Raw genomic sequence first — 17,295 nt, forward strand, 5'->3', positions numbered from 1 at the left:
CCACCCCGTTCGGCGGCCGGCCGTACCCGAAATACGGCCGGTCGCCACCAGCCAAGGACATCACAGCCGTAAGGAGCCCGCCATGGCCCGCCGCCTCACCCCTGCCGAACGTCTCGCCATCGCCGATAAGGATCTCCTGCTGGAGGAGATAGCCGACCAGTCCTCCTGGGACCAGTTCATCGTCGAGCAGGCCGTCTTCCACTTCGGTCAGCGCCACGACGAATGGTCCTGCAACGACCTGAGGGACGTCCTGCCCGAGCTCGGGCACGGTTTCCTCGGCGCCGCCATAAACAGCCTGCGCACCGGCGGGATCATCGCCCACACCGGCCGCACCGTGCCGTCCACGCAGGCCAACACCCACGGACACCGCATCGCCGTCTGGACTTTGACCGCGAAGGGCCGCGGGATCGCCGCCGCACGCCGCACCGCTGGCCGCATCAAGACCGGCGTCGAGCAGCGGAAGGCGGCGGCAGCGTGAAACTCACCGACGACGTCCTGTCCGCGCTGACGGACCGGGCCGAAACCGACGGGCCGCGGCTCATCCTCACAGGCCCGCGTATGGACCCGAAGCTGTACCAGCGGGTCAACGAGGTTCTCGAAGCCGTCGGCGGACGCTGGACCACCAGCGTGCAAGCCCACGTCTTCCCTGGCGACGCAGCCGAGGCGATAGCCCCCGTTATCGCGTCCGGGCAGGTGGTGACCCTGCGGGAGAAGCGACAGGACGCGCAGTACTTTCCCACCCCCGCTTCCGTGGTCCAGCGGCTCATCGAACTGGCCGACCTCAAGCCGGGCATGGAGGTGCTCGAGCCGTCCGCCGGGTCGGGCGCCATCGCCACCGCCGCAGCGGCGGCGGGCGGCCTGGTCGACTGCTTCGAACGGGACTCCGGATACGCGGGCGTCCTCACCGACACCGGCGCGGCCCGCACGGTGCGCGTCGCCGACTTCCTCGCCGTGCCCCCGGAACCCCGCTACGACTGCGTCGTGATGAACCCGCCCTTCACCAAGGGAGCGGACATGGCCCACGTAGAGCACGCCCTGCGATTCCTGAAGCCGGACGGGCTTCTGGTGTCGGTCATGTTCTGGGCGGTGACGTACCAGACCCGCAAGACGGCAAAGTTTCGGGCGCTCGTCGAGCAGCGCGGTGGTACGGCGGAGGCAGTGGCCGAGGGCGCGTTCGCTGAGTCTGGCACCGACGTACCCACCGTCATCGTCACCATCCCCGCCACCCGGCCAGCCGAAGCCAAAGCGACTGTCTGGCCGCAGCGGGAAACGCCCGAAGCACCCGAACCGGAGTTCCGGTCGCCCGCCGAGATCCTCGACGAGATCCGGGCCGATCTCCGCGAAGCCATGGCGGAATTCGACGCCCTCGCCGAACTCCTCGCGAAGCCGATCTCCACAGCTGCTGGCGGCAAGAAGGCCGACGTCGTCCAACTGCCGGAACCGCGGCAGGAACAACTCTCCCTCGACGGGCTCGGGGAGGCGTCGTGATGGACCGCCTCAACCACATCAACCTCGCCTGGCTGCCCCTCGCCGCCATCGCCGCCTCCGCGGCCGGCGTGCTCGCCGGCTGGCTGTGCAGCAAGCCCTGGAGGCGGCCGTGAGGGACGCCATCAACGCCGCGATCTCCGCCGGCCTCCTCACCTTCGCCGCCTGGGCCATCCGCCGCAGCATCCAGACCCTGCGCGGCGCCGACCAGATCGTCGCCGACGCCATCCGCCACACCGACCCGCCGGCCGAGCAGCAGGCGTGGGGCACCGACAACGACCTGCTCATCGACGCCGCCCTCGCCTACTACGGGCCCACCGGACTCGACCGACTGCAGAACGCCATCAACCAGCACCGAGAGGGGGAAGCCTCGTGACCACCGCTAGGCCCCTGCCGCCACACGGAACCTATGCCCGCGCCAATGGCAGCCGCGGCTACCGCAAGCCCTGCAAATGCGAACCCTGCCTCGTCGAACGGCGCCGCTACAAGAAGCACGACCGCGCCAGCCGGCAGCTCGGACGCCCCGGACATGTCGACGCCAAGCAGGCGCGCGAACGCCTCCTCCAGCTGAACCAGACCACCGGCTGGAACGACCTCGCCACAGCCATCGAAGGGTCCGCAGCCAACCTGCGCGACATCGCCTTCGGCCGCCGGACCCGCATCAAGCGCACAACCCACAACCGGATCATGCGACTTCAGGCCGCACCCAGCGGCGGCCAGTACATCGACGCCACCGGCAGCAGGCGACGGCTCCAAGCACTCCAAGCCATCGGCCACACCACGTACACCATCGCCGATGCCACCCGGGCCGGCCGAACACTCATCGTGCCCATCCTCGACGGACGCCCACTGGTCCGCCGCGTCCTCGCCGAGCGCATCGCACACGCGTACAGCGTCCTGTCGCAGACACCCGGGCACGCTACCCGCTCACGCAACAGGGCCGTCCTGAACGGGTGGGCGCCGCCCGCCGCGTGGGATGACGAGCGGCTCGACGACCCGCAGGCGCACCCCGACTGGACCGGCCACTGCGGGACGGACCGCGGCTACTGGATGCACAAGCGGCAGCAGCTGCCGATGTGTACCCGATGCGAGACCGCCCACGAAGAGTGGCTCGACCGGCACGCCGACTTGACCGTGCAGCAGCTCAACCAGGAACGCTTCCGCGCCCGCGCCGCAGCAACCACCCGCGAAGCCGACCTCGCCCACGACGCCCGCGAACTCATGCGGGTCTCCGGGCTCACCACCGAACAGGCCGCGGAACGGCTCGACGTCACCAGGCCGCACCTGCACCAGGCGCTCAAGCGCCACCCCGCCCCCACCAAGACGACCGAAAGGGCAGCCGCCTGATGTCCGCCGTGTCTAAGAAGAACACCCGCACCGCCACGCACCGGCCGGCCACCAGGCGCCGCAACTTCCGCCATGACGACCTCATCGCCGTCGACTTGTTCTCCGGGTTCGGCGGCTTGACCCAGGGCATCGAGATGGCCGGATTTACGACGATCATGGCCGCGAACCACAACGCCTACAAGGTCGAGGTCCACGAGGCGAACCACCCGAACGCCGAACACTGGATCGCCGACCTGGTGAACCCTGAAGAAGCCGACTACCACTCCGTCCGGGACCTTCCCGCAGCCGACCTCTTGGTCGCGGGCGTGAGTTGCGTCAACCACTCCCAGGCCAACACGGTCAAGGCATATGAGCAGGGGCTGACCCTGTTCGAGCTGGACGACCCCGACTTCGAAGCACGCGTCACGAAATCGGAGCGGGACCGGGCGACCGCGAACTGCGTGCTTCACTACGCGGCCCAGCACCGGCCGCGGATGATCCTCGTCGAGTGCACCACAGGGTTGCAGTCGTGGGGTCCCGCCCTGCCGGACCGCCCGAAGGTGGGCGACGGCAGCACATACCGATGGTGGCTCAAGCAGTTCGACCTGCTGGACTACAACCACAAGGCGCTGTTCCTGAACTCCCAGTTCTTCGGGGTGCCGCAGTCACGGAACCGGGGCTACTGGGTGTTCGTCCAGAAGTCCCTCCCGATGCCGGATCTGGAGCACCGACCGGTGTCGCGTTGCCGCCGATGTGACAAAGACGTCGAAGCGGTATGGACGTGGAAGACCGGCCCCACGCCGACCGGAACGGTGGAATACGGCAAGCAGTACGAGTACCGGTGCCCGTCATGCCGTGCGGCGGTGGTCCCGCCGATGACGCCGTCGCTGGCCGCGCTCGACCTGACCGACCTCGGCGTGCGGATCGGCGACAAGCCGGTCAAGACGTTCAAGGACGGCTTCGTCGGGCCGCTCGCACGGTCGTCAATGGCTCGCGCGGAGCGATGCCGTCAGCGGTTCGCCAACTCGCCCGCGATCCTCATGCCGGCGAAGGGAGTGCACGGTTCGGAGCGGCTTCTGCTTCAGCCGATGGCGACGCAGACCAGCCAGCAGGAGACGGCGCTCCTGTCGACCGGCCCGGTCAAGCAACCGTTGTGGGCTGAGTCCGCGGTCGCGCTCGCCGTGGACAACTATCAGGGCGCACCGCGTGGTGCCGGTGAGCCGCTGCCCACCCAGGTCGGTTCGGAGACGCTCGCCGTGGTGTCCTCCGGAGTCGTCCCGTACCGGAAGCACACCGTGCCCACGATGCACGGCGAGGCGATGCCGACGTTCACGTCGGACCAAATCCCGGGGCTCCTCACGGCAGCCGGGACGGTCGCCCACGGCGTGGGCGAATCGCAAATCTCGGCCCTGTGGCGGGCCACCCTCTCGGAGTTGCCGCTCGAAGACTGCTTCTACCGAATGATGCGGGAGTACGAGATCGGCAGAGGCTGCGGCTTCGACGTCGACTTCCCCGGCTACAAGGGCAGCTTCGTCGTCTGGGGCTCTGCCCGCAATCAAGTCGACGGCTTCGGAAACGCCGTATCACGGCAGGTCGGCGCATGGATCGGGGAACGGCTGCGCGCCGTAATCCACACCCCTCAGGACCGCGGCCCCGAACTGGCGGTGGCCGCATGACGACCACGACCCGCCCGCACGGCAACGCGAAGTACCACCTCGAAAACTGCCGCTGCCACACCTGCTGCAAGGCAGCCAGCGACTACGACAACAACCGGCGCCGCGCCATCGCCTACGGCCGCTGGCAGCCATTCGTCGACGCCGAACCCGTCCGCCAGCACGTCCAGGCACTCGGCGAGTTCGGCATCGGCTGGATGCGTCTGGCCAGGATCTCCGGCGTCCCACGCGGATCGGTCTCCAAGCTCCTGTACGGCGATGCCACACGCGGCCTCGCCCCATCGAAGCGGATCCTGCCTAAGAACGCACAGGCGATCCTCGCCGTCGAACCCATCCTTGAGCATCTCGGCGCGGCCGTCGCCATCGATGGCACCGGCACGCGCCGCCGACTCCAAGCCCTCGTCGCCAAAGGCTGGAGCCAGTCAGAACTCGCCCGCCGACTCGGCATGGACCGCGCCAACTTCGGCCGCACCATCGTCGGCGACCTCGTAACCGTCGGGACGCATCGCGCCACAGCCGCCCTCTACGACCAGCTATGGCGGCTCGACCCCGAACAGCACGGAGTCCCCACCCGCTGGGCCGAACAAGCCCGCACGTTCGCCGCGGACCGCCGCTGGGCACCACCCGGCGCCTGGGACGACGACCTGATCGACGACCCAGCAGCCTGGCCCGACTGGACCGGACGGTGCGGCAGCCCGCAGGGATCGGCAGCCCACTACCGCATCGGCGTTCCCGTCTGCCCGCCATGCCGCGATGCGCGCCGCGCCCTCGCAGCAGCTGCCTAGCCCGCACACGACGAAGGCCCCGCCGATGGCGGGGCCAGGAGGAAGGAGGGGACGTGACGTCAGTCGGAGTCGGTTACGAGCTCGCGCTCTTCGCCGAGGGCATCCAGGGCGCGCTCGTAGAAGTCCATGCCCACGATGACGGCGACGCGCTTCTTGCGGCTGGTCAGCACGGTCGTCTCGTCGAAGTAGCGGGCCTTCTCGATCGCTTCGGCGAGCGCGTTGCGCACCTCGGCGATGGACTTCTGGTTCTCCTTCTTCGTCGCGCTCATGTCGGGAGTGTACCTCACGATCATGATGTACATGAGCGCGTTCGCCGCTATGATGTACATGAACGTGTTGCGCGAGGGATCAGAGGTCCCGAACCGCCGTAGATGACGCACGCCCCGATCCACTACGACCCGCGCAACTCTCGGAAGAAGGAAACCCGTGACCCTCGACGCCATGCACTGGGTGTGGAACCACTCCCAGTCGAAGGGGAACGCCCGGCTCGCCATGCTCTACGTGGCGGACCAGGTGCGCACTCCCAGGTGCGTGGTGCGGCTGAGCTATGCCGACTTCATGGAGGCGCTCAACGCCCCGCGGTCGACGGTCAAGGCGGCCATCAAGGCGGCGGTGTTGTCCGGCGAGCTCGAGCTGCAGGAGCTCGGTAAGGGGACGCGGCCGTCGCAGTATCGGCTTGCGAAGGCTGTCGGGTACACCCGGCCGTCCAACGCTAGTGGGCCGGATTCTGACCCACTAGAGGATGCGGCCACCCCTCCTAGTGGGTCAGAATCTGACCCACTAGGCCCTGACCATGATCACGCTAGTGGGCCGAATTCTGACCCAGAGTGGGCCGGATTCCGGCCCTCTAGTGGGCCGGATTCTGACCCACACTCCCCATCCCACTCTCCCAGCCAGCAAGAGGGGGAGCCGGAGGGGCAGCAGCAGGACGACTACGGCATCCCCGATGTCGTCCGCCCGCTCGTCGACAGCATGACCGCCAGCGGCGTCGTCGTCCGCTGGCCGTTCACCGGCAACCAGTGGTTCCCGGTCATCGCGCTCATCAACAAGTGCGGCATCCCGGCCCTCGTCGCCTACGCCCGGCGCACCGCCGACCGCACCCACGTCGACTCCGCCCGCTACTTCATGCGCGGCTGGGGCGAACTCCCGCCCAAGCCGGCCGCCGGTAGCCCCGTCCACACACCACGCCCGCACCTGCGGGCCGTGGGCCAAAGCCCCGAAGACAGGGGGATCTTCTAAGTGACCACCGACCTCGAGCCCGAATACGCGGACATCCCGCTCGAGCGCGTCCCGCCGCAGGACTTCGAAGCAGAGCAGGGTGCCCTCGGCGCCTGCCTGCTCTCCAAGACCGCACTCGCCGAAATCCGCGACGCCGTCGAGATCGCAGCCTTCTACCAAGCCCGCCACCAGCTGATTTTCGCGGCAATCCTGCACATGGACTCGCGAGGCCTGTCCGTCGACCAGATCACCCTCGGCAAATACCTCGCCGACACCGGCGACCTCATGCGCATCGGTGGCGCCGCGTACCTGTACGAGCTCGTCCGCGCCGTACCCACCGCTGCCAACGGCGAGTACTACGCCGAGATCGTCCAGGACCGCGGCCTGCGCAGGTCGCTCATCGAACTCGGCACCCGCACCGTGCAGGCCGGCTACAGCACCACCGGCGAGACCAGCAACCTCATCGAGCGGGTCGTCGCCGAATCCCGCGAACTCCGCGACCGCGGCATGGCCTCCGAAGACCTGCCCGTCGAGGACATCCTCGACTTCGTCAAGAAGGAGGACGTCTACGACTGGGTCGTGCCCGGCCTGCTCGAGCGGCAAGACCGGCTGATCCTCACGGCCAGTGAGGGCGGCGGCAAGGCGCTGGCGCTGGACACCCTGGTGCCCACGCCGAAGGGCTGGACGACCATGGGTGCACTCGCCGTCGGGCAGGAGGTGTTCGCCCCGGACGGGACGGTGACCCGCATCATCGCGGCGACCGAGCCGATGCTCGACCGGCCGTGCTACCGCATGCGCTTCTCGGACGGCGCAGAGATCGTCGCCGACGCTGGGCATCTATGGCTGACCGAGACCCTGCTGTCCCGGGAGGCCACGGCGCGAGCTGCTGCGCGCGGCCCGCTGAAGCCGCGAGGCACCGCCCAAGCCCACAAGCGGAAGCACTTCCCCTCCGTAGTCACCACCGCGCACATCGCCGAGACCCTCCAGGCGCGCGGCGGCCACACACTCAACCACTCGGTCCAGGCGAGCGCCCCGCTGCAGTACCCGGCGCAAGAGCTGGCGGTCGATCCCTACGTCCTCGGCGCATGGCTCGGCGACGGAACCTCGCGCAGCTCACAGATCACGTGCCACTCCGACGACGCGGAGATCCTCGACAATATCCGGGCCGCTGGCATCCCCGTCCGCAAGCTCTCAGCCCGCTACTCATGGGCCATCGGGGATGGAACCGGAAAGGGAAAGCGCGGCACGGCGACCTTCGCAGGGCTGCTTCGTTCCCTCGGCGTCCACGGCGACAAGCACATTCCGTCGGCCTACCTGCACGGTTCGATCGGGCAGCGACTCGCGCTCTTGCAGGGCCTGATGGACACCGACGGCACGGTCGGCGGTGGCGCGGCATCCAGCGGTCGCGGCAACGGAAGCGCGAAGTGCGAGTTCAGCGTCGTCAACGAGCGGCTCGCCCGCGACTTCCACGAACTCGTCCTCGGCCTCGGCATCAAGGCCGTGTTCCGCTCGGGACCAGCAACTCTCAACGGCCGCATGGTCGGCACCCGGTACCGCATCCAGTTCCAGACCGACCTGCCCGTCTTCCGGCTCCGCCGTAAGGCCGAACGCCTCGCCCCGCTCAGGACCCGCCGGGCCAACCTCCGCTACATCGAGGCTGTCGACCCGATCGAGTCCGTACCGGTTCGCTGCATCCAGGTCGCCCGTCCGGACGGCATGTTCGTCGTCGGTCGCGAGTGCATCCCCACGCACAACAGCACGCTGCTGCGGCAGCTGTCCGTGACTCTCGCCGCCGGAATCCATCCGTTCGAAACCTGGAAGACGATCGACCCCGTCCGAGTGCTCACCCTCGACTGCGAGAACGGCGAGGCGGCCTCCCGCCGCAAGTTCCGGCCCCTGCTCGCCGCTGCGGACAGCCTCGAGCAACCGGTGCGGCGCGGCCAGTTCCACATCGAATGCCGCCCCTCCGGCCTCGACTTGACCAGGCCGTCCGACCGGGCGTGGACCATGCGCCGCGTCGAGAAGATCAAGCCCGACGTGTTGATCATCGGCCCCGTCTATCGGCTCCACGCCGGGAACCCCAACGACGAAGAGCTCGCCCGCAAAGTCTCCGTCGTCATCGACGAAGCCCGGGCCACCGCTGGCTGCACCGTCCTCATGGAAGCCCACGCCCCCCATGGCAACAACATGGGCCCGCGCTCACTGCGCCCGCTCGGCTCCAGCCTCTGGATGCGCTGGCCCGAGTTCGGCTTCGGCCTGCGCCCCGTCGAGGACGAGAAGTCGGCACAGAACGTTGAAGGCGCCCGCGGCCGTCGCGTCGTCCCCTGGCGCGGCAGCCGCGATGAACGCGACTGGCCGAACTTCATCAAGCAGGGCGAGCGGTGGCCCTGGATCTCCTACAAGCCCATCGACGCCGACCAGTTCAGCGGCTACTCCGAGACAGGAGCGATCTGGTGAACGAGTACAACAATTGGGAGGCGTACCTCGAGCGCCTCATCCGGGAGTGCGAGGACCGCGAGGCGACCGCGAACCTGCGCGGAGCCCGCACATCGGACGGAGACGCCGACGGCCAGCCCGGCATCGCAGCCCTCCCGACGATCTACCGCGGCACCCAGTTCCGCTCCCTGCTCGAAGCCTGCTGGGCAGCAACCCTCGACTCCCTCCACATCACCTGGGAGTACGAGCCGCAGACCTTCCAACTCGACTCCGGCGCGAAGTACCTGCCCGACTTCCACCTCACCGAGATAGGCATCTGGCTCGAGGTCAAAGGCCCCGGCATTCCCCGCATCGAGAAGGCTTTCGAGCTCGGCAAGATGCTCGCCTGCGACTGCGACCCCCTCGCCTGCACGTGCGACTGGCCCGGCGGCGAGATGGTCATCGTCGGACACCCCCCGACACCGATCGACCCGTGGACCCACGACGACTACCGCCACTGGCCCGGCCGCTCCAAAGCCAAGCTCGCCCGGCGCCACGGCGGCTTCATCCGCTGGACGTCCACCCGGCACCACAACTCGTGGCTGACCCGCTGCTCCGGCTGCGCCCGCACGACTTGGGTCGAGGGCGCGCGCCTTCGCCGCTGCCCCGCATGCGGAGTCGCCGGTGAATCCCAGCTCTACCGGGACTTCGAGAACGCCTTCGAGTTCGTCCGCCTCCCCTGGCTTTCCGCCGCCTCCGTACAGCCCGAAGAAGGGACTGCCGCATGACCGTCACGATCACCTCCTGGCCCGCCCACACGAAGGAGCCGACCCCGGTCCCGCTGCCGCGTCTCGGCCTTTGCGCCGTCTGCGAGGGCGAGATCCGTATCCGCGGCAACGGCCTGCTGTACGCCCACGACTGCACCGACGACGGCCAGCTGCCGCTGCTCGTCCTGAAGCCGACGTTCGCCCGCTGGCTGTGGATGCAGTCCAAGCGCCGCGACGACTACACCAACCTGGCCACTCTCGTTGCCGGCCGTTACTTCCGGGCGTGCACCCGCAGCCCGAAGATCACCTCTGTCGAAGTCGACTGGGCGACCGCCGAAGAACTCCACGGACGGCTTCACCTGACGCAGCTCGCCCGCACCGGCTCCGAGTTGATGCGGCCCAACGGGGAACGCTGCGGCGGAGTCTGCCGTGACCTTCAGAAGATCGCCGCCATCTACGAGCGACTGATCGCCACGGCCGATCCCGCGGTCACCGACTCGGACGACGCCGCCCCGATCGTCCGCGTCTTTCGCCGCGCCGCCGGCTGGGTGCTGCCTGACTTCACCGACCTTGCGGACTGCACCAGCAATTTCCACCGCGAGCAGGACGGGCGCCCCGCCTGCACGGCGACCGCCGTGTGGAAGGTCGTCGAGGACCACGGCATGCACCTGACCATCGGCTTCTGGTGCGACACCGACCTGCCCGAGCAGCACAAGGCGCAGGCGGAGGCCGCGTGATGAGCATGAACCGCATGCCGCGCCTCACCCCCGCGAGGCTCGTCGGCATCCTCGCCGCCGAACCGAAGGCCGTGGCCCGCCTCGACGACGACGAGAACGTGATCGGCGTCGATCTGCCCCTGCCGGACGGCATGGCCTACGCCGACGGCAGCCGGACCAAGACCGCGCTGTTCGGCGACCGGGTCGGTCAGGACCAGCACGGCCAGTGGCTTGTCGTCCCCGCCCCGCGCCACCCCGCCTAACCCCTGTCGCGCGTTGTTCCCCGCCCGACCCCCGCCCGACGTAGCTGACCGGCCCGAAACCGGCGGTACACCCCACCCCACCACCCGAGATGCAACGGAGGAACCGCATGACCAGCCGCATCCAACGCCGCCGCACCTCCGGCTGGCGCAAGCCCGACAACTGCGTGATCGTCAGCCGCCCGAGCCGCTTCGGAAACCCGTTCACGATCAAGGACGCCGTCGAAGCCGAGTGGTCCAACCCGCACAGCGTCTGCGCCGAGATGTACAGCGAGTGGCTCCGCGTCGGCACCGAAGGCGGCTGGTTCAACGAGACGTACCGCATCGGCAAGCAGGTCTTCGACCGCCGCCGCATCCTCGCCGACCTCCACCTGCTGCGCGGCAAAGACCTCGCGTGCACCTGCCCGCTACCGGCCCCGGGCCAGCCCGACCACTGCCACGCCGCGGTCCTGCTGCAACTCGCCAACCAGCCCGCCTGAGTCCCACGCCAACCGGACACCGCCCCAACTAGCCCACACCGCCACCAAACGGACCGGAGACACCATGATCAACCGCACTTTCACCCGCGAGCAGCTCGAAGAGATCGGCGTCCCCTTCGAACTCGACGACGACGCCGAACTCGCCCGCGACACCGTCAACAGCGGCCGATGGAACAAGACCGTCCGGCTCGTCTTTCGCCACCCCGACGACGGCAACGCGTACCTCGTCCGCTACCAGGTCGGCCTCACCGAGTACCAGGACTGTGACCTCTGGTTCGGCGACGACGAGATCACCGCAACCGAGGTCGAGCAGCGGCCCGTGGTCGTCCAGCAGTGGAAGCCCGTCGACGCCCCGGCCAGTCAGACCCTGAACCTCGTCCTGCCCGCCTGGGAGGCCATGTACGAGCCGGGCAACGTCTCGGACTACCTGATCGGCTACGCCAACAGCGAGGCCGCAGCGAAGGGCGCTGCGGAGGCGTGGCTCCGGTCGCAGAAGGACGAGGTCGGCCGACTGGAGTGGGTGCCCGAGGAGCGGCAGGCGGTCGGTGAGTACGACCAGTGGTTCGAGCTGGTCGAGCTGCACGACGACAGCGTGCACACCGGGCCGGGGCTGGTCGTTCGGCGCCGCGTCCAGAAGCCCACGGCCTGACCGCAACAGGACGGGCCGGCCTCGGTGAAGGAGGCCGGCCCGCACCTCCAACCCTTCCACAACCCTGGAGCCCGCCATGCCCGAGACCACCAACCCGCAGGCCGACGACCTTGCCGCCCGCCTCGAAGCCGTGCTCACCGAACGATTCACCGAGCTCGGCAACCCGTTCTCCGAGATGCGCCGCCACGAGGAGGGCCCCGACGGCTGGCCCGCCTCGCACCCGGTGGGGCCGCGCCACGTCGCTGAGGTGCTGCGGGAGCTGCTCGCCGCCCCCGCGCCTGCCGCGCCGTCTGCGCCCGCCGACCGTGCCGAGCTCCGCGACCGCATCGCCGAGGCGCTCGCCCGTCTGGACGCCGAGAAGTGGCGCACTGAGATCCCGGCGAAGGATCACCCCTTCTGGCAGATGTACCTCGCACAGGCCGACGCGGTGCTGGCCGTGCTGCCCGAGCCCGCCGACCGGGCCGCCGAGGTCGCCAACCTTCGCACCATGTACGACGCCGCCACCGCCCGGGAGAACGACCTGATCAACGAGCGGGACGAACTTCGCACCGCGTGGGACTCGCTGGCCCGCTGTACCGCCGAGGACGCCGAGGCACTCGTTGAGGTGGGGCGTCTGGTAGGCCTGTCTCTCGGAGAACGCACGGTGAGCATCCGTACCGCCATCGAGGCGATCGGGGCCGAGCTGCGCCGCCTGCCCGCCGACTGGGCCGCGATCCTGCGGGAGACCGCCGACATTGTGGCCGCCGACACCGAGATCCACATCCGGTACGGCTCGGCCACCGACTACGCGAACCGTCACGCCGACCTGCTGCGCCGCCTGGCCGACGAGCCCGCGCCCGGCCCGAGCGGTGTGGCCGACGAGGCGCAGCAGGACGAGGCGCAGTGCGCACGATGCGACCACGGAAAGGCGGCGCACAACGTCAGCGGCTGCATCGAATGCCCCGGCGGCTGGCGGGCGGATCACCGATTCACCACCGCCGTCGTGTCCCAGCCCGGCAAGGAGGGCTGAACCATGGCCGAGCAGACCACCCTCTTCGGCCCCGAGCCGACACCCCCGCCGCCCACCGTCCTCGGCTCCGCGATCCTGTCCGACTGCGACCGCTACCGGTACCTCCTCGGCCGCGAGTGGGCTGACGGGCCGACGGCCGTGTTCGTGATGCTCAACCCGTCCACCGCCGACGCCCTCACCAACGACCCGACGATCCGCCGCTGCCTGCGCTACGCCCAAGACTGGGGCTGCGGCGCCCTGATGGTCGCGAACCTGTACGCCTGGCGCGCCACCGACCCCGACGAACTGTGGACCGCCGAGGACCCGGTCGGCCCGGAGAACGACGCGCACCTGTACGCCGCCGCCACCATCGCCGTCGAGTCGGGCGGCCCGCTTGTCGGAGCGTGGGGTGCGAACGCGAGGCCGGACCGGATAGCCGCCGTCCTGGCGCTGCCCGGCATGGACCGCCTGTCGGCGCTCGCGGTGACGAAGGCGGGGCAGCCGAAGCACCCGCTGTACCTGAAGGCCGATCTCGTCCCGCAGCCGTGGGCCGCACCCACCGAGGAGCCCACCCCGTGATCGCCGAGGCTGTCGACACGGCGACCGCGATCGGCTGGGCCATCGTCGCCTGGATCGCCGCCGCCGCAGCCGTGTTCACCGTGTGCCTGTTCACGGGGATCCTCGTCGGCGCGTGGGGCTGGAAGACCGCACGGCGGGCCCTCAGCCTCCGCTGTGGCGCCCCGGAGGCCCCGGACGGCGCTCCGGACGTCCACGACGCTCCTGAAGCCCCACAGGGCCGCACGGCGCCCTCGTGGGCCTGCGACGGCCACGAACGCCAGGAAGCCGCCTGACCCGCAGTACGGCCCGCCTCCACCGACGGGGGCGGGCCGCAACCCCACAGCACCACAACCCTGGAGGAACCCCATGCTCAGCACCGACCAGTGGGCCACGATCCGCGGCCTCGTCGACTGGCTCGACACGGCGAACGGTCGTACCGACGAAGAGATCACCCTGCGCATCCTCAAGCTCGCCGAGGAGACCGGCGAGGTCGGGCAGGCCTGGATCGGCGTCACCGGCCAGAACCCGCGGAAGGGCGTCACGCACGAGCGGGCGGACGTTGCCGACGAGTTGTGTGACGTGATCGTCACCGCGGCCGTCGCTCTCGCCTCGGTGATCGACGATCCGGCGGCGCACCTGAACGCCAAGCTGGCGAAGATCGCCGCCCGTTCGGGGGTGAACGTCTGATGCCACGCATGATCAACACCCGTGAGGTGGCCCGCGTCCTCGAGGCCTACCCGCAGTCCGAGTTCGCCGACGGCGACTGGACCCCCGGCTGGCGTGCCGCCCAGGACGGCCGCCGGCGCGTGAACGTCTTCCATGACGGCCACGGCGAGCAGGACGGCCTCGAGCGGTATCGGCTCGAACTCCAGGCCGCCGGATTCTGCGTGATCCCCGACCAGCAGCCCGGCGGCGGACGACGCCGTCTGCACATCACCCGCCCGTGAAGCCCCGCCGCCCCCGTCTCGCCGCAGGGGCGGCATCCGCACCGCGAAAGGAACCACCGATGACCGTTTCGCAGCAGAACCCCGACGGCTCCTGGAGCCCCGCCGAACCCATCCCGCTCACCGACGACTTCGACGTCGAGGTCACCGGCACCGGCCCGTTCGAGTGGGAGGCGTGGATCGGCGTGGAGCGCGTCGCCTCCGGCCGGGCCCGTACTCGCCTCGGCTTGCAGGTCGCACTCCTGCGAGCCCGCCGCCGGACGCGGGAGGCCCGGTCGTGAGCCCGCAGCGTCGCCCGCAGGCCCGCCAGCTCCTCACCGTCCAGTCGGAGCGGATCCTCGCCACCTGCTACGCCGGACAGGTGCGGGCCGCCGTGATCGAACGGGCGCTGCGGCGGATGGCCGCCGACGACATGCGGGAGGCGCGGAAGGCGCTGCGCGAGGGGGGCCAGTCGTGACCGGGCCGAGCAGCAGCCCCCGCGGTGAGCGCGCCGGAACCCCGGGCGCCGGCTGGGAGACGGAGCTCCGGTCGACGGGCGAGCGGTGGGTGCCGGACGGGGAGCCGGAGCCGACGGCGAACCGGAAGGCGCGGCGGGCGGCGAGACGGGGCCAGAAGCCCTCAGACGGCCGCACAGCGCTTCGGCAGGGTCCGGCTGAACCCCAAGAGGCCCGAGAAGGGCCCCAGGCGCCCGTCTCCGGTCCGAACTCCTCACAGCGGACCGGGAGTCGCCGAGACGCTCAGATCGGCGCTCAGAGCCTCAACCCTGCCCCGCCAACCCGAACGGAGACGCCATGACAGCCGAACCCCGCCCCCTCCAGCAGATGTTGCACCTCGTTGACAGGGCCGAACGCGGCGCGATGCTCCCCGCCGAAGCCGCCCAACTCCGCACCCAGATACGAGCCCTGTACGCCCGCGCCTACCCGCAGACCAAGGAGACCGCAGCGTGATCCAGCCCGGCCAGACGTACCGCAGTCTCGACCCGCGCGGTGGCCCCCGCATCCGCATCAAGGCGTACACGCCTGGCCACAACCGCGCCCACGTCGTCGATGCCCGAGACGGCAAGAGGTTCCGGCAGATCCTCGTCAGCAGCCTGCACGCCACCGGCACCACCAAGACCGGCGCTCCGCGGCGCACCGGATACGTACTGGAGACCTCGTGACCGACGACCTCGCCCGCCTCCGCCGTCTCCGCGCCCAACTCGCCGCCGAGCACGCCAAAGCCGTGGCCGCCGACCAGCAGCCACGGCCCGACCTCGACCACCTGCGCGTCACCGCCCCCAACGGGATCGCGGCCGGGCTGCAGACGGCGATCTTCTTCGTCGACCACCACCTTCGGGAGGCCGGCGAGGCGGCCCGGACAACGGCGGACAACTCCGCGACCAGCGGGGATGCGGCGGACAACTCGCTGCGCGGCCAGATCGCCGAGTCGCTGGCCGGACACGCCGGATCCAAAGCGTTCCTCGCCGACGGCAGCGAATGGGATCACGCACGCGCCGCCTGGTACGCGCACGCCGACGCCGTACTCGCCGTCCGCGACCGCGAAATCGAACAGCTCAACGCCGAACTCCGCCGCTACAGCGAAGCCGAGTCCGCCGACGCCGCAGCAGGCTCCTACGCCGGACGCGCCGAGCAAGCCGAGGCCGCAATCGAGCGTGTCCGTCGTCTGTGCGAGCTGACCATTGCCGCGTCCGTGCGGGTTCAGGCCGTGCAGCAGGCACGCGACACCCTGGCCGCCCTCGACGAGTCGTCCGGACCGGCAGCGACCCAAGCGACCGAGGCCGAGCAGCTCCGCGACACCATCGGCACCCTCCAGACAATCGTCAACCGCGTCCGCGAAGCCGTCGCCACCGACCAGCCCGCGCCCGCACCGGTCGGGCTGCGCGAGCGTCTCCGCACCGTCCTCGGCCGGTTCATCGACCCCGACGACGACTGCATGCCCGCCCTCTCCGACGACGGCCACGGTTTCACCTGGATCCCCACCGACTCGGTACTCGACGAACTCGAAGCCGCCGTAGCCCACCGCACCGGCAAGCCCGCGGAGGAGACACCGTGACCCTCGCCATCGTCGCCGTCATTACCGCGGCCGTCGTCTGCGTGGTCGCCGTCCTCGCCGCCGCTGTACAAGCCGGCCGATCGTATGAGCGGCGCATGCAGGAACTGCAGCGGCAAGAAGACGCCATCCGGAAGGGGCGGCCGTGACCTGGCAGCGGCAGGAGACCACCAGCCGCTGCTACTGGAACGTGCTCCAAGACCTCGGCGAGGAATGGGACGCCGCAGGTCGACCCAACGACCCCGACGGCCGGGGTGCACTCATCACCCGCGGACTCGTCGCCTACAGCGAGCACGTCGTCGACCACCTCCCCTGAACTCCCGCACCACTGCAAGGAGCACCGTCATGACGTCCCGCATCTGGACCGACGAAATCGACGAACACCTCACCGGCGCAGGCCACAGCGGCTACCGCATTCGACGGGACAGCCCCTACACCGTCCGCGTCATCCACGAAGGGCCCGACCCGCGGCAGCATCTCGACCAGTACACCGACCTGCTGCGTGACCTCGGCTACACCGCCACCCTGGAACGCGCGACGGACATCCGGCCCCTGCGTCTCCGCGTCACCCACCGCTGACCCCATACCCGCACCGCTGCAAGGAGCACCGATGACCGACTGGACCCCGCCCCCGCCCGGCGACCGCCGTGAGCAGCTCCCCGACGACGTGCTCGCCCTGATCGACATCCCGCCGTACACGTCAACCGCGTGCGAGACCGCGGCGCTCCTCGACACGGCGGGCAGTACACGCCAGGACCAGGCCGACGGGCTGTACGCCTGGGCGGAGCGGCTGCACTCCCGGTGCAGGCTCAACAACAAGTTCACCGGCGTTCTCTGCCGGTGCGGCTGCCACCAGCGCAGCCGCTGACGACGCCCGGCGATGGGGCGGCGAGAGGACGGATCGTCCGCGGATGCGCTCCGGGAAGCCACGGATACGGCTTCCCGGACGGTGATTCCCGGATGGTGATTCCGGGACAACGCTC

28 protein-coding genes are annotated in these 17,295 nt (G+C 69.9%); 27 read left to right on the forward strand and 1 reads right to left on the reverse strand.

The features are described 5' to 3' along the window. The first annotated feature begins 82 nt into the window (after nucleotides 1-82). The 6 genes from OG747_RS36270 (at nucleotide 83) to OG747_RS36295 (ending at nucleotide 5,269) form a co-directional block, all read left to right on the forward strand. Nucleotides 83-478 carry a hypothetical protein gene (locus tag OG747_RS36270; protein WP_405883571.1) on the forward strand — a complete coding sequence of 132 codons (396 nt, stop codon included), beginning with the start codon at nucleotides 83-85 and terminating at the stop codon, nucleotides 476-478. Beyond that, nucleotides 475-1,488: a methyltransferase gene (locus OG747_RS36275; RefSeq protein ID WP_405883572.1), complete on the forward strand. Its 1,014-nt coding sequence runs from the start codon at nucleotides 475-477 to the stop codon at nucleotides 1,486-1,488. The genes OG747_RS36270 and OG747_RS36275 overlap by 4 nt, the downstream gene beginning before the upstream one ends. Nucleotides 1,489-1,597: 109 nt before the next feature. Further along, complete coding sequence (locus OG747_RS36280) at nucleotides 1,598-1,861, forward strand: hypothetical protein (protein WP_405883573.1); 264 nt, start codon at nucleotides 1,598-1,600, stop codon at nucleotides 1,859-1,861. After that, complete coding sequence (locus OG747_RS36285; protein ID WP_405883575.1) at nucleotides 1,858-2,832, forward strand: hypothetical protein; 975 nt, start codon at nucleotides 1,858-1,860, stop codon at nucleotides 2,830-2,832. Before OG747_RS36280 ends, OG747_RS36285 begins: the two co-directional genes overlap by 4 nt. Continuing rightward, entirely contained in the window at nucleotides 2,832-4,487 is a 1,656-nt protein-coding gene (locus OG747_RS36290; RefSeq protein ID WP_405883576.1) for a DNA cytosine methyltransferase, read from the forward strand. The genes OG747_RS36285 and OG747_RS36290 overlap by 1 nt, the downstream gene beginning before the upstream one ends. After that, entirely contained in the window at nucleotides 4,484-5,269 is a 786-nt protein-coding gene (locus tag OG747_RS36295) for a hypothetical protein (protein WP_405883577.1), read from the forward strand. Before OG747_RS36290 ends, OG747_RS36295 begins: the two co-directional genes overlap by 4 nt. Nucleotides 5,270-5,328: 59 nt before the next feature. Here the strand turns inward: OG747_RS36295 and OG747_RS36300 are convergent, their stop codons facing one another. After that, entirely contained in the window at nucleotides 5,329-5,538 is a 210-nt protein-coding gene (locus tag OG747_RS36300) for a type II toxin-antitoxin system Phd/YefM family antitoxin (RefSeq protein WP_405883578.1), read from the reverse strand. A gap of 703 nt (nucleotides 5,539-6,241) precedes the next feature. Here OG747_RS36300 and OG747_RS36305 point away from each other — a divergent pair. The 21 genes from OG747_RS36305 to OG747_RS36405 all read left to right on the forward strand — a co-directional run bounded on the left by OG747_RS36305 (nucleotide 6,242) and on the right by OG747_RS36405 (nucleotide 17,180). Next, nucleotides 6,242-6,508 carry a hypothetical protein gene (locus tag OG747_RS36305; protein WP_405883579.1) on the forward strand — a complete coding sequence of 89 codons (267 nt, stop codon included), beginning with the start codon at nucleotides 6,242-6,244 and terminating at the stop codon, nucleotides 6,506-6,508. Next, a complete protein-coding gene (locus tag OG747_RS36310) occupies nucleotides 6,509-8,944 on the forward strand; it encodes a DnaB-like helicase N-terminal domain-containing protein (RefSeq protein WP_405883580.1) in 2,436 nt (811 codons plus the stop codon). Continuing rightward, nucleotides 8,941-9,690 carry a hypothetical protein gene (locus OG747_RS36315; RefSeq protein ID WP_405883581.1) on the forward strand — a complete coding sequence of 250 codons (750 nt, stop codon included), beginning with the start codon at nucleotides 8,941-8,943 and terminating at the stop codon, nucleotides 9,688-9,690. Before OG747_RS36310 ends, OG747_RS36315 begins: the two co-directional genes overlap by 4 nt. Then, nucleotides 9,687-10,406, forward strand: a complete 720-nt coding sequence (locus OG747_RS36320) for a hypothetical protein (RefSeq protein ID WP_405883582.1) — start codon at nucleotides 9,687-9,689, stop codon at nucleotides 10,404-10,406. The genes OG747_RS36315 and OG747_RS36320 overlap by 4 nt, the downstream gene beginning before the upstream one ends. Then, nucleotides 10,406-10,648 carry a hypothetical protein gene (locus tag OG747_RS36325; protein WP_405883583.1) on the forward strand — a complete coding sequence of 81 codons (243 nt, stop codon included), beginning with the start codon at nucleotides 10,406-10,408 and terminating at the stop codon, nucleotides 10,646-10,648. The genes OG747_RS36320 and OG747_RS36325 overlap by 1 nt, the downstream gene beginning before the upstream one ends. Before the next feature lie 107 nt (nucleotides 10,649-10,755). Further along, nucleotides 10,756-11,124: a DUF4326 domain-containing protein gene (locus OG747_RS36330; protein ID WP_405883584.1), complete on the forward strand. Its 369-nt coding sequence runs from the start codon at nucleotides 10,756-10,758 to the stop codon at nucleotides 11,122-11,124. 64 nt (nucleotides 11,125-11,188) lie between these two features. Beyond that, nucleotides 11,189-11,773, forward strand: coding sequence for a hypothetical protein (locus tag OG747_RS36335; RefSeq protein ID WP_405883585.1), 585 nt, complete (start codon nucleotides 11,189-11,191; stop codon nucleotides 11,771-11,773). A gap of 76 nt (nucleotides 11,774-11,849) precedes the next feature. Then, nucleotides 11,850-12,782 (forward strand): hypothetical protein, encoded by a 933-nt coding sequence (locus OG747_RS36340; protein ID WP_405883586.1) that lies wholly within the window; start codon nucleotides 11,850-11,852, stop codon nucleotides 12,780-12,782. 3 nt (nucleotides 12,783-12,785) lie between these two features. After that, a complete protein-coding gene (locus OG747_RS36345; RefSeq protein ID WP_405883587.1) occupies nucleotides 12,786-13,340 on the forward strand; it encodes a DUF1643 domain-containing protein in 555 nt (184 codons plus the stop codon). After that, the gene (locus OG747_RS36350) at nucleotides 13,337-13,612 is read left to right on the forward strand and encodes a hypothetical protein (RefSeq protein WP_405883588.1); all 276 of its coding nucleotides are present in this window, start codon (nucleotides 13,337-13,339) and stop codon (nucleotides 13,610-13,612) included. Before OG747_RS36345 ends, OG747_RS36350 begins: the two co-directional genes overlap by 4 nt. Nucleotides 13,613-13,685: 73 nt before the next feature. Next, on the forward strand, nucleotides 13,686-14,006 hold the full coding sequence (locus tag OG747_RS36355) for a MazG-like family protein (RefSeq protein ID WP_405883589.1): 321 nt from the start codon (nucleotides 13,686-13,688) through the stop codon (nucleotides 14,004-14,006). An 8-nt stretch (nucleotides 14,007-14,014) separates the two neighbouring features. Beyond that, the gene (locus tag OG747_RS36360) at nucleotides 14,015-14,266 is read left to right on the forward strand and encodes a hypothetical protein (RefSeq protein ID WP_405883590.1); all 252 of its coding nucleotides are present in this window, start codon (nucleotides 14,015-14,017) and stop codon (nucleotides 14,264-14,266) included. Nucleotides 14,267-14,325: 59 nt separating this feature from the next. Then, the gene (locus OG747_RS36365; protein ID WP_405883592.1) at nucleotides 14,326-14,544 is read left to right on the forward strand and encodes a hypothetical protein; all 219 of its coding nucleotides are present in this window, start codon (nucleotides 14,326-14,328) and stop codon (nucleotides 14,542-14,544) included. Beyond that, nucleotides 14,541-14,720, forward strand: a complete 180-nt coding sequence (locus tag OG747_RS36370; protein WP_405883593.1) for a hypothetical protein — start codon at nucleotides 14,541-14,543, stop codon at nucleotides 14,718-14,720. The genes OG747_RS36365 and OG747_RS36370 overlap by 4 nt, the downstream gene beginning before the upstream one ends. Before the next feature lie 334 nt (nucleotides 14,721-15,054). After that, nucleotides 15,055-15,210: a hypothetical protein gene (locus OG747_RS36375; RefSeq protein ID WP_405883595.1), complete on the forward strand. Its 156-nt coding sequence runs from the start codon at nucleotides 15,055-15,057 to the stop codon at nucleotides 15,208-15,210. Further along, nucleotides 15,207-15,422, forward strand: coding sequence for a hypothetical protein (locus OG747_RS36380; protein WP_405883596.1), 216 nt, complete (start codon nucleotides 15,207-15,209; stop codon nucleotides 15,420-15,422). Before OG747_RS36375 ends, OG747_RS36380 begins: the two co-directional genes overlap by 4 nt. Then, nucleotides 15,419-16,315 carry a hypothetical protein gene (locus tag OG747_RS36385; protein WP_405883597.1) on the forward strand — a complete coding sequence of 299 codons (897 nt, stop codon included), beginning with the start codon at nucleotides 15,419-15,421 and terminating at the stop codon, nucleotides 16,313-16,315. The genes OG747_RS36380 and OG747_RS36385 overlap by 4 nt, the downstream gene beginning before the upstream one ends. Further along, on the forward strand, nucleotides 16,312-16,461 hold the full coding sequence (locus OG747_RS36390; RefSeq protein WP_405883598.1) for a hypothetical protein: 150 nt from the start codon (nucleotides 16,312-16,314) through the stop codon (nucleotides 16,459-16,461). Before OG747_RS36385 ends, OG747_RS36390 begins: the two co-directional genes overlap by 4 nt. Beyond that, nucleotides 16,458-16,628 carry a hypothetical protein gene (locus tag OG747_RS36395; RefSeq protein ID WP_405883599.1) on the forward strand — a complete coding sequence of 57 codons (171 nt, stop codon included), beginning with the start codon at nucleotides 16,458-16,460 and terminating at the stop codon, nucleotides 16,626-16,628. The genes OG747_RS36390 and OG747_RS36395 overlap by 4 nt, the downstream gene beginning before the upstream one ends. Before the next feature lie 29 nt (nucleotides 16,629-16,657). Then, nucleotides 16,658-16,891: a hypothetical protein gene (locus OG747_RS36400; RefSeq protein ID WP_405883600.1), complete on the forward strand. Its 234-nt coding sequence runs from the start codon at nucleotides 16,658-16,660 to the stop codon at nucleotides 16,889-16,891. Between the two features lie 31 nt (nucleotides 16,892-16,922). Continuing rightward, nucleotides 16,923-17,180 (forward strand): hypothetical protein, encoded by a 258-nt coding sequence (locus OG747_RS36405; protein ID WP_405883601.1) that lies wholly within the window; start codon nucleotides 16,923-16,925, stop codon nucleotides 17,178-17,180. Nucleotides 17,181-17,295: the final 115 nt, after the last annotated feature.

The organism is Streptomyces sp. NBC_01384 (assembly GCF_045040035.1).
Taxonomy (GTDB): domain Bacteria; phylum Actinomycetota; class Actinomycetes; order Streptomycetales; family Streptomycetaceae; genus Streptomyces.

What these genes read in the sequence shown, in the direction of transcription:
- OG747_RS36295 (WP_405883577.1), top strand. Translation starts at nt 4,484, where the DNA reads ATGACGACCACGACCCGCCCGCACGGCAACGCGAAGTACCACCTCGAA.
- OG747_RS36340 (WP_405883586.1), top strand. Translation starts at nt 11,850, where the DNA reads ATGCCCGAGACCACCAACCCGCAGGCCGACGACCTTGCCGCCCGCCTC.
- OG747_RS36365 (WP_405883592.1), top strand. Translation starts at nt 14,326, where the DNA reads ATGACCGTTTCGCAGCAGAACCCCGACGGCTCCTGGAGCCCCGCCGAA.
- OG747_RS36325 (WP_405883583.1), top strand. Translation starts at nt 10,406, where the DNA reads ATGAGCATGAACCGCATGCCGCGCCTCACCCCCGCGAGGCTCGTCGGC.
- OG747_RS36305 (WP_405883579.1), top strand. Translation starts at nt 6,242, where the DNA reads ATGACCGCCAGCGGCGTCGTCGTCCGCTGGCCGTTCACCGGCAACCAG.
- OG747_RS36355 (WP_405883589.1), top strand. Translation starts at nt 13,686, where the DNA reads ATGCTCAGCACCGACCAGTGGGCCACGATCCGCGGCCTCGTCGACTGG.
- OG747_RS36375 (WP_405883595.1), top strand. Translation starts at nt 15,055, where the DNA reads ATGACAGCCGAACCCCGCCCCCTCCAGCAGATGTTGCACCTCGTTGAC.
- OG747_RS36320 (WP_405883582.1), top strand. Translation starts at nt 9,687, where the DNA reads ATGACCGTCACGATCACCTCCTGGCCCGCCCACACGAAGGAGCCGACC.
- OG747_RS36270 (WP_405883571.1), top strand. Translation starts at nt 83, where the DNA reads ATGGCCCGCCGCCTCACCCCTGCCGAACGTCTCGCCATCGCCGATAAG.
- OG747_RS36400 (WP_405883600.1), top strand. Translation starts at nt 16,658, where the DNA reads ATGACGTCCCGCATCTGGACCGACGAAATCGACGAACACCTCACCGGC.
- OG747_RS36300 (WP_405883578.1), bottom strand. Translation starts at nt 5,538, where the DNA reads ATGAGCGCGACGAAGAAGGAGAACCAGAAGTCCATCGCCGAGGTGCGC.
- OG747_RS36405 (WP_405883601.1), top strand. Translation starts at nt 16,923, where the DNA reads ATGACCGACTGGACCCCGCCCCCGCCCGGCGACCGCCGTGAGCAGCTC.
- OG747_RS36360 (WP_405883590.1), top strand. Translation starts at nt 14,015, where the DNA reads ATGATCAACACCCGTGAGGTGGCCCGCGTCCTCGAGGCCTACCCGCAG.
- OG747_RS36345 (WP_405883587.1), top strand. Translation starts at nt 12,786, where the DNA reads ATGGCCGAGCAGACCACCCTCTTCGGCCCCGAGCCGACACCCCCGCCG.
- OG747_RS36335 (WP_405883585.1), top strand. Translation starts at nt 11,189, where the DNA reads ATGATCAACCGCACTTTCACCCGCGAGCAGCTCGAAGAGATCGGCGTC.
- OG747_RS36290 (WP_405883576.1), top strand. Translation starts at nt 2,832, where the DNA reads ATGTCCGCCGTGTCTAAGAAGAACACCCGCACCGCCACGCACCGGCCG.
- OG747_RS36330 (WP_405883584.1), top strand. Translation starts at nt 10,756, where the DNA reads ATGACCAGCCGCATCCAACGCCGCCGCACCTCCGGCTGGCGCAAGCCC.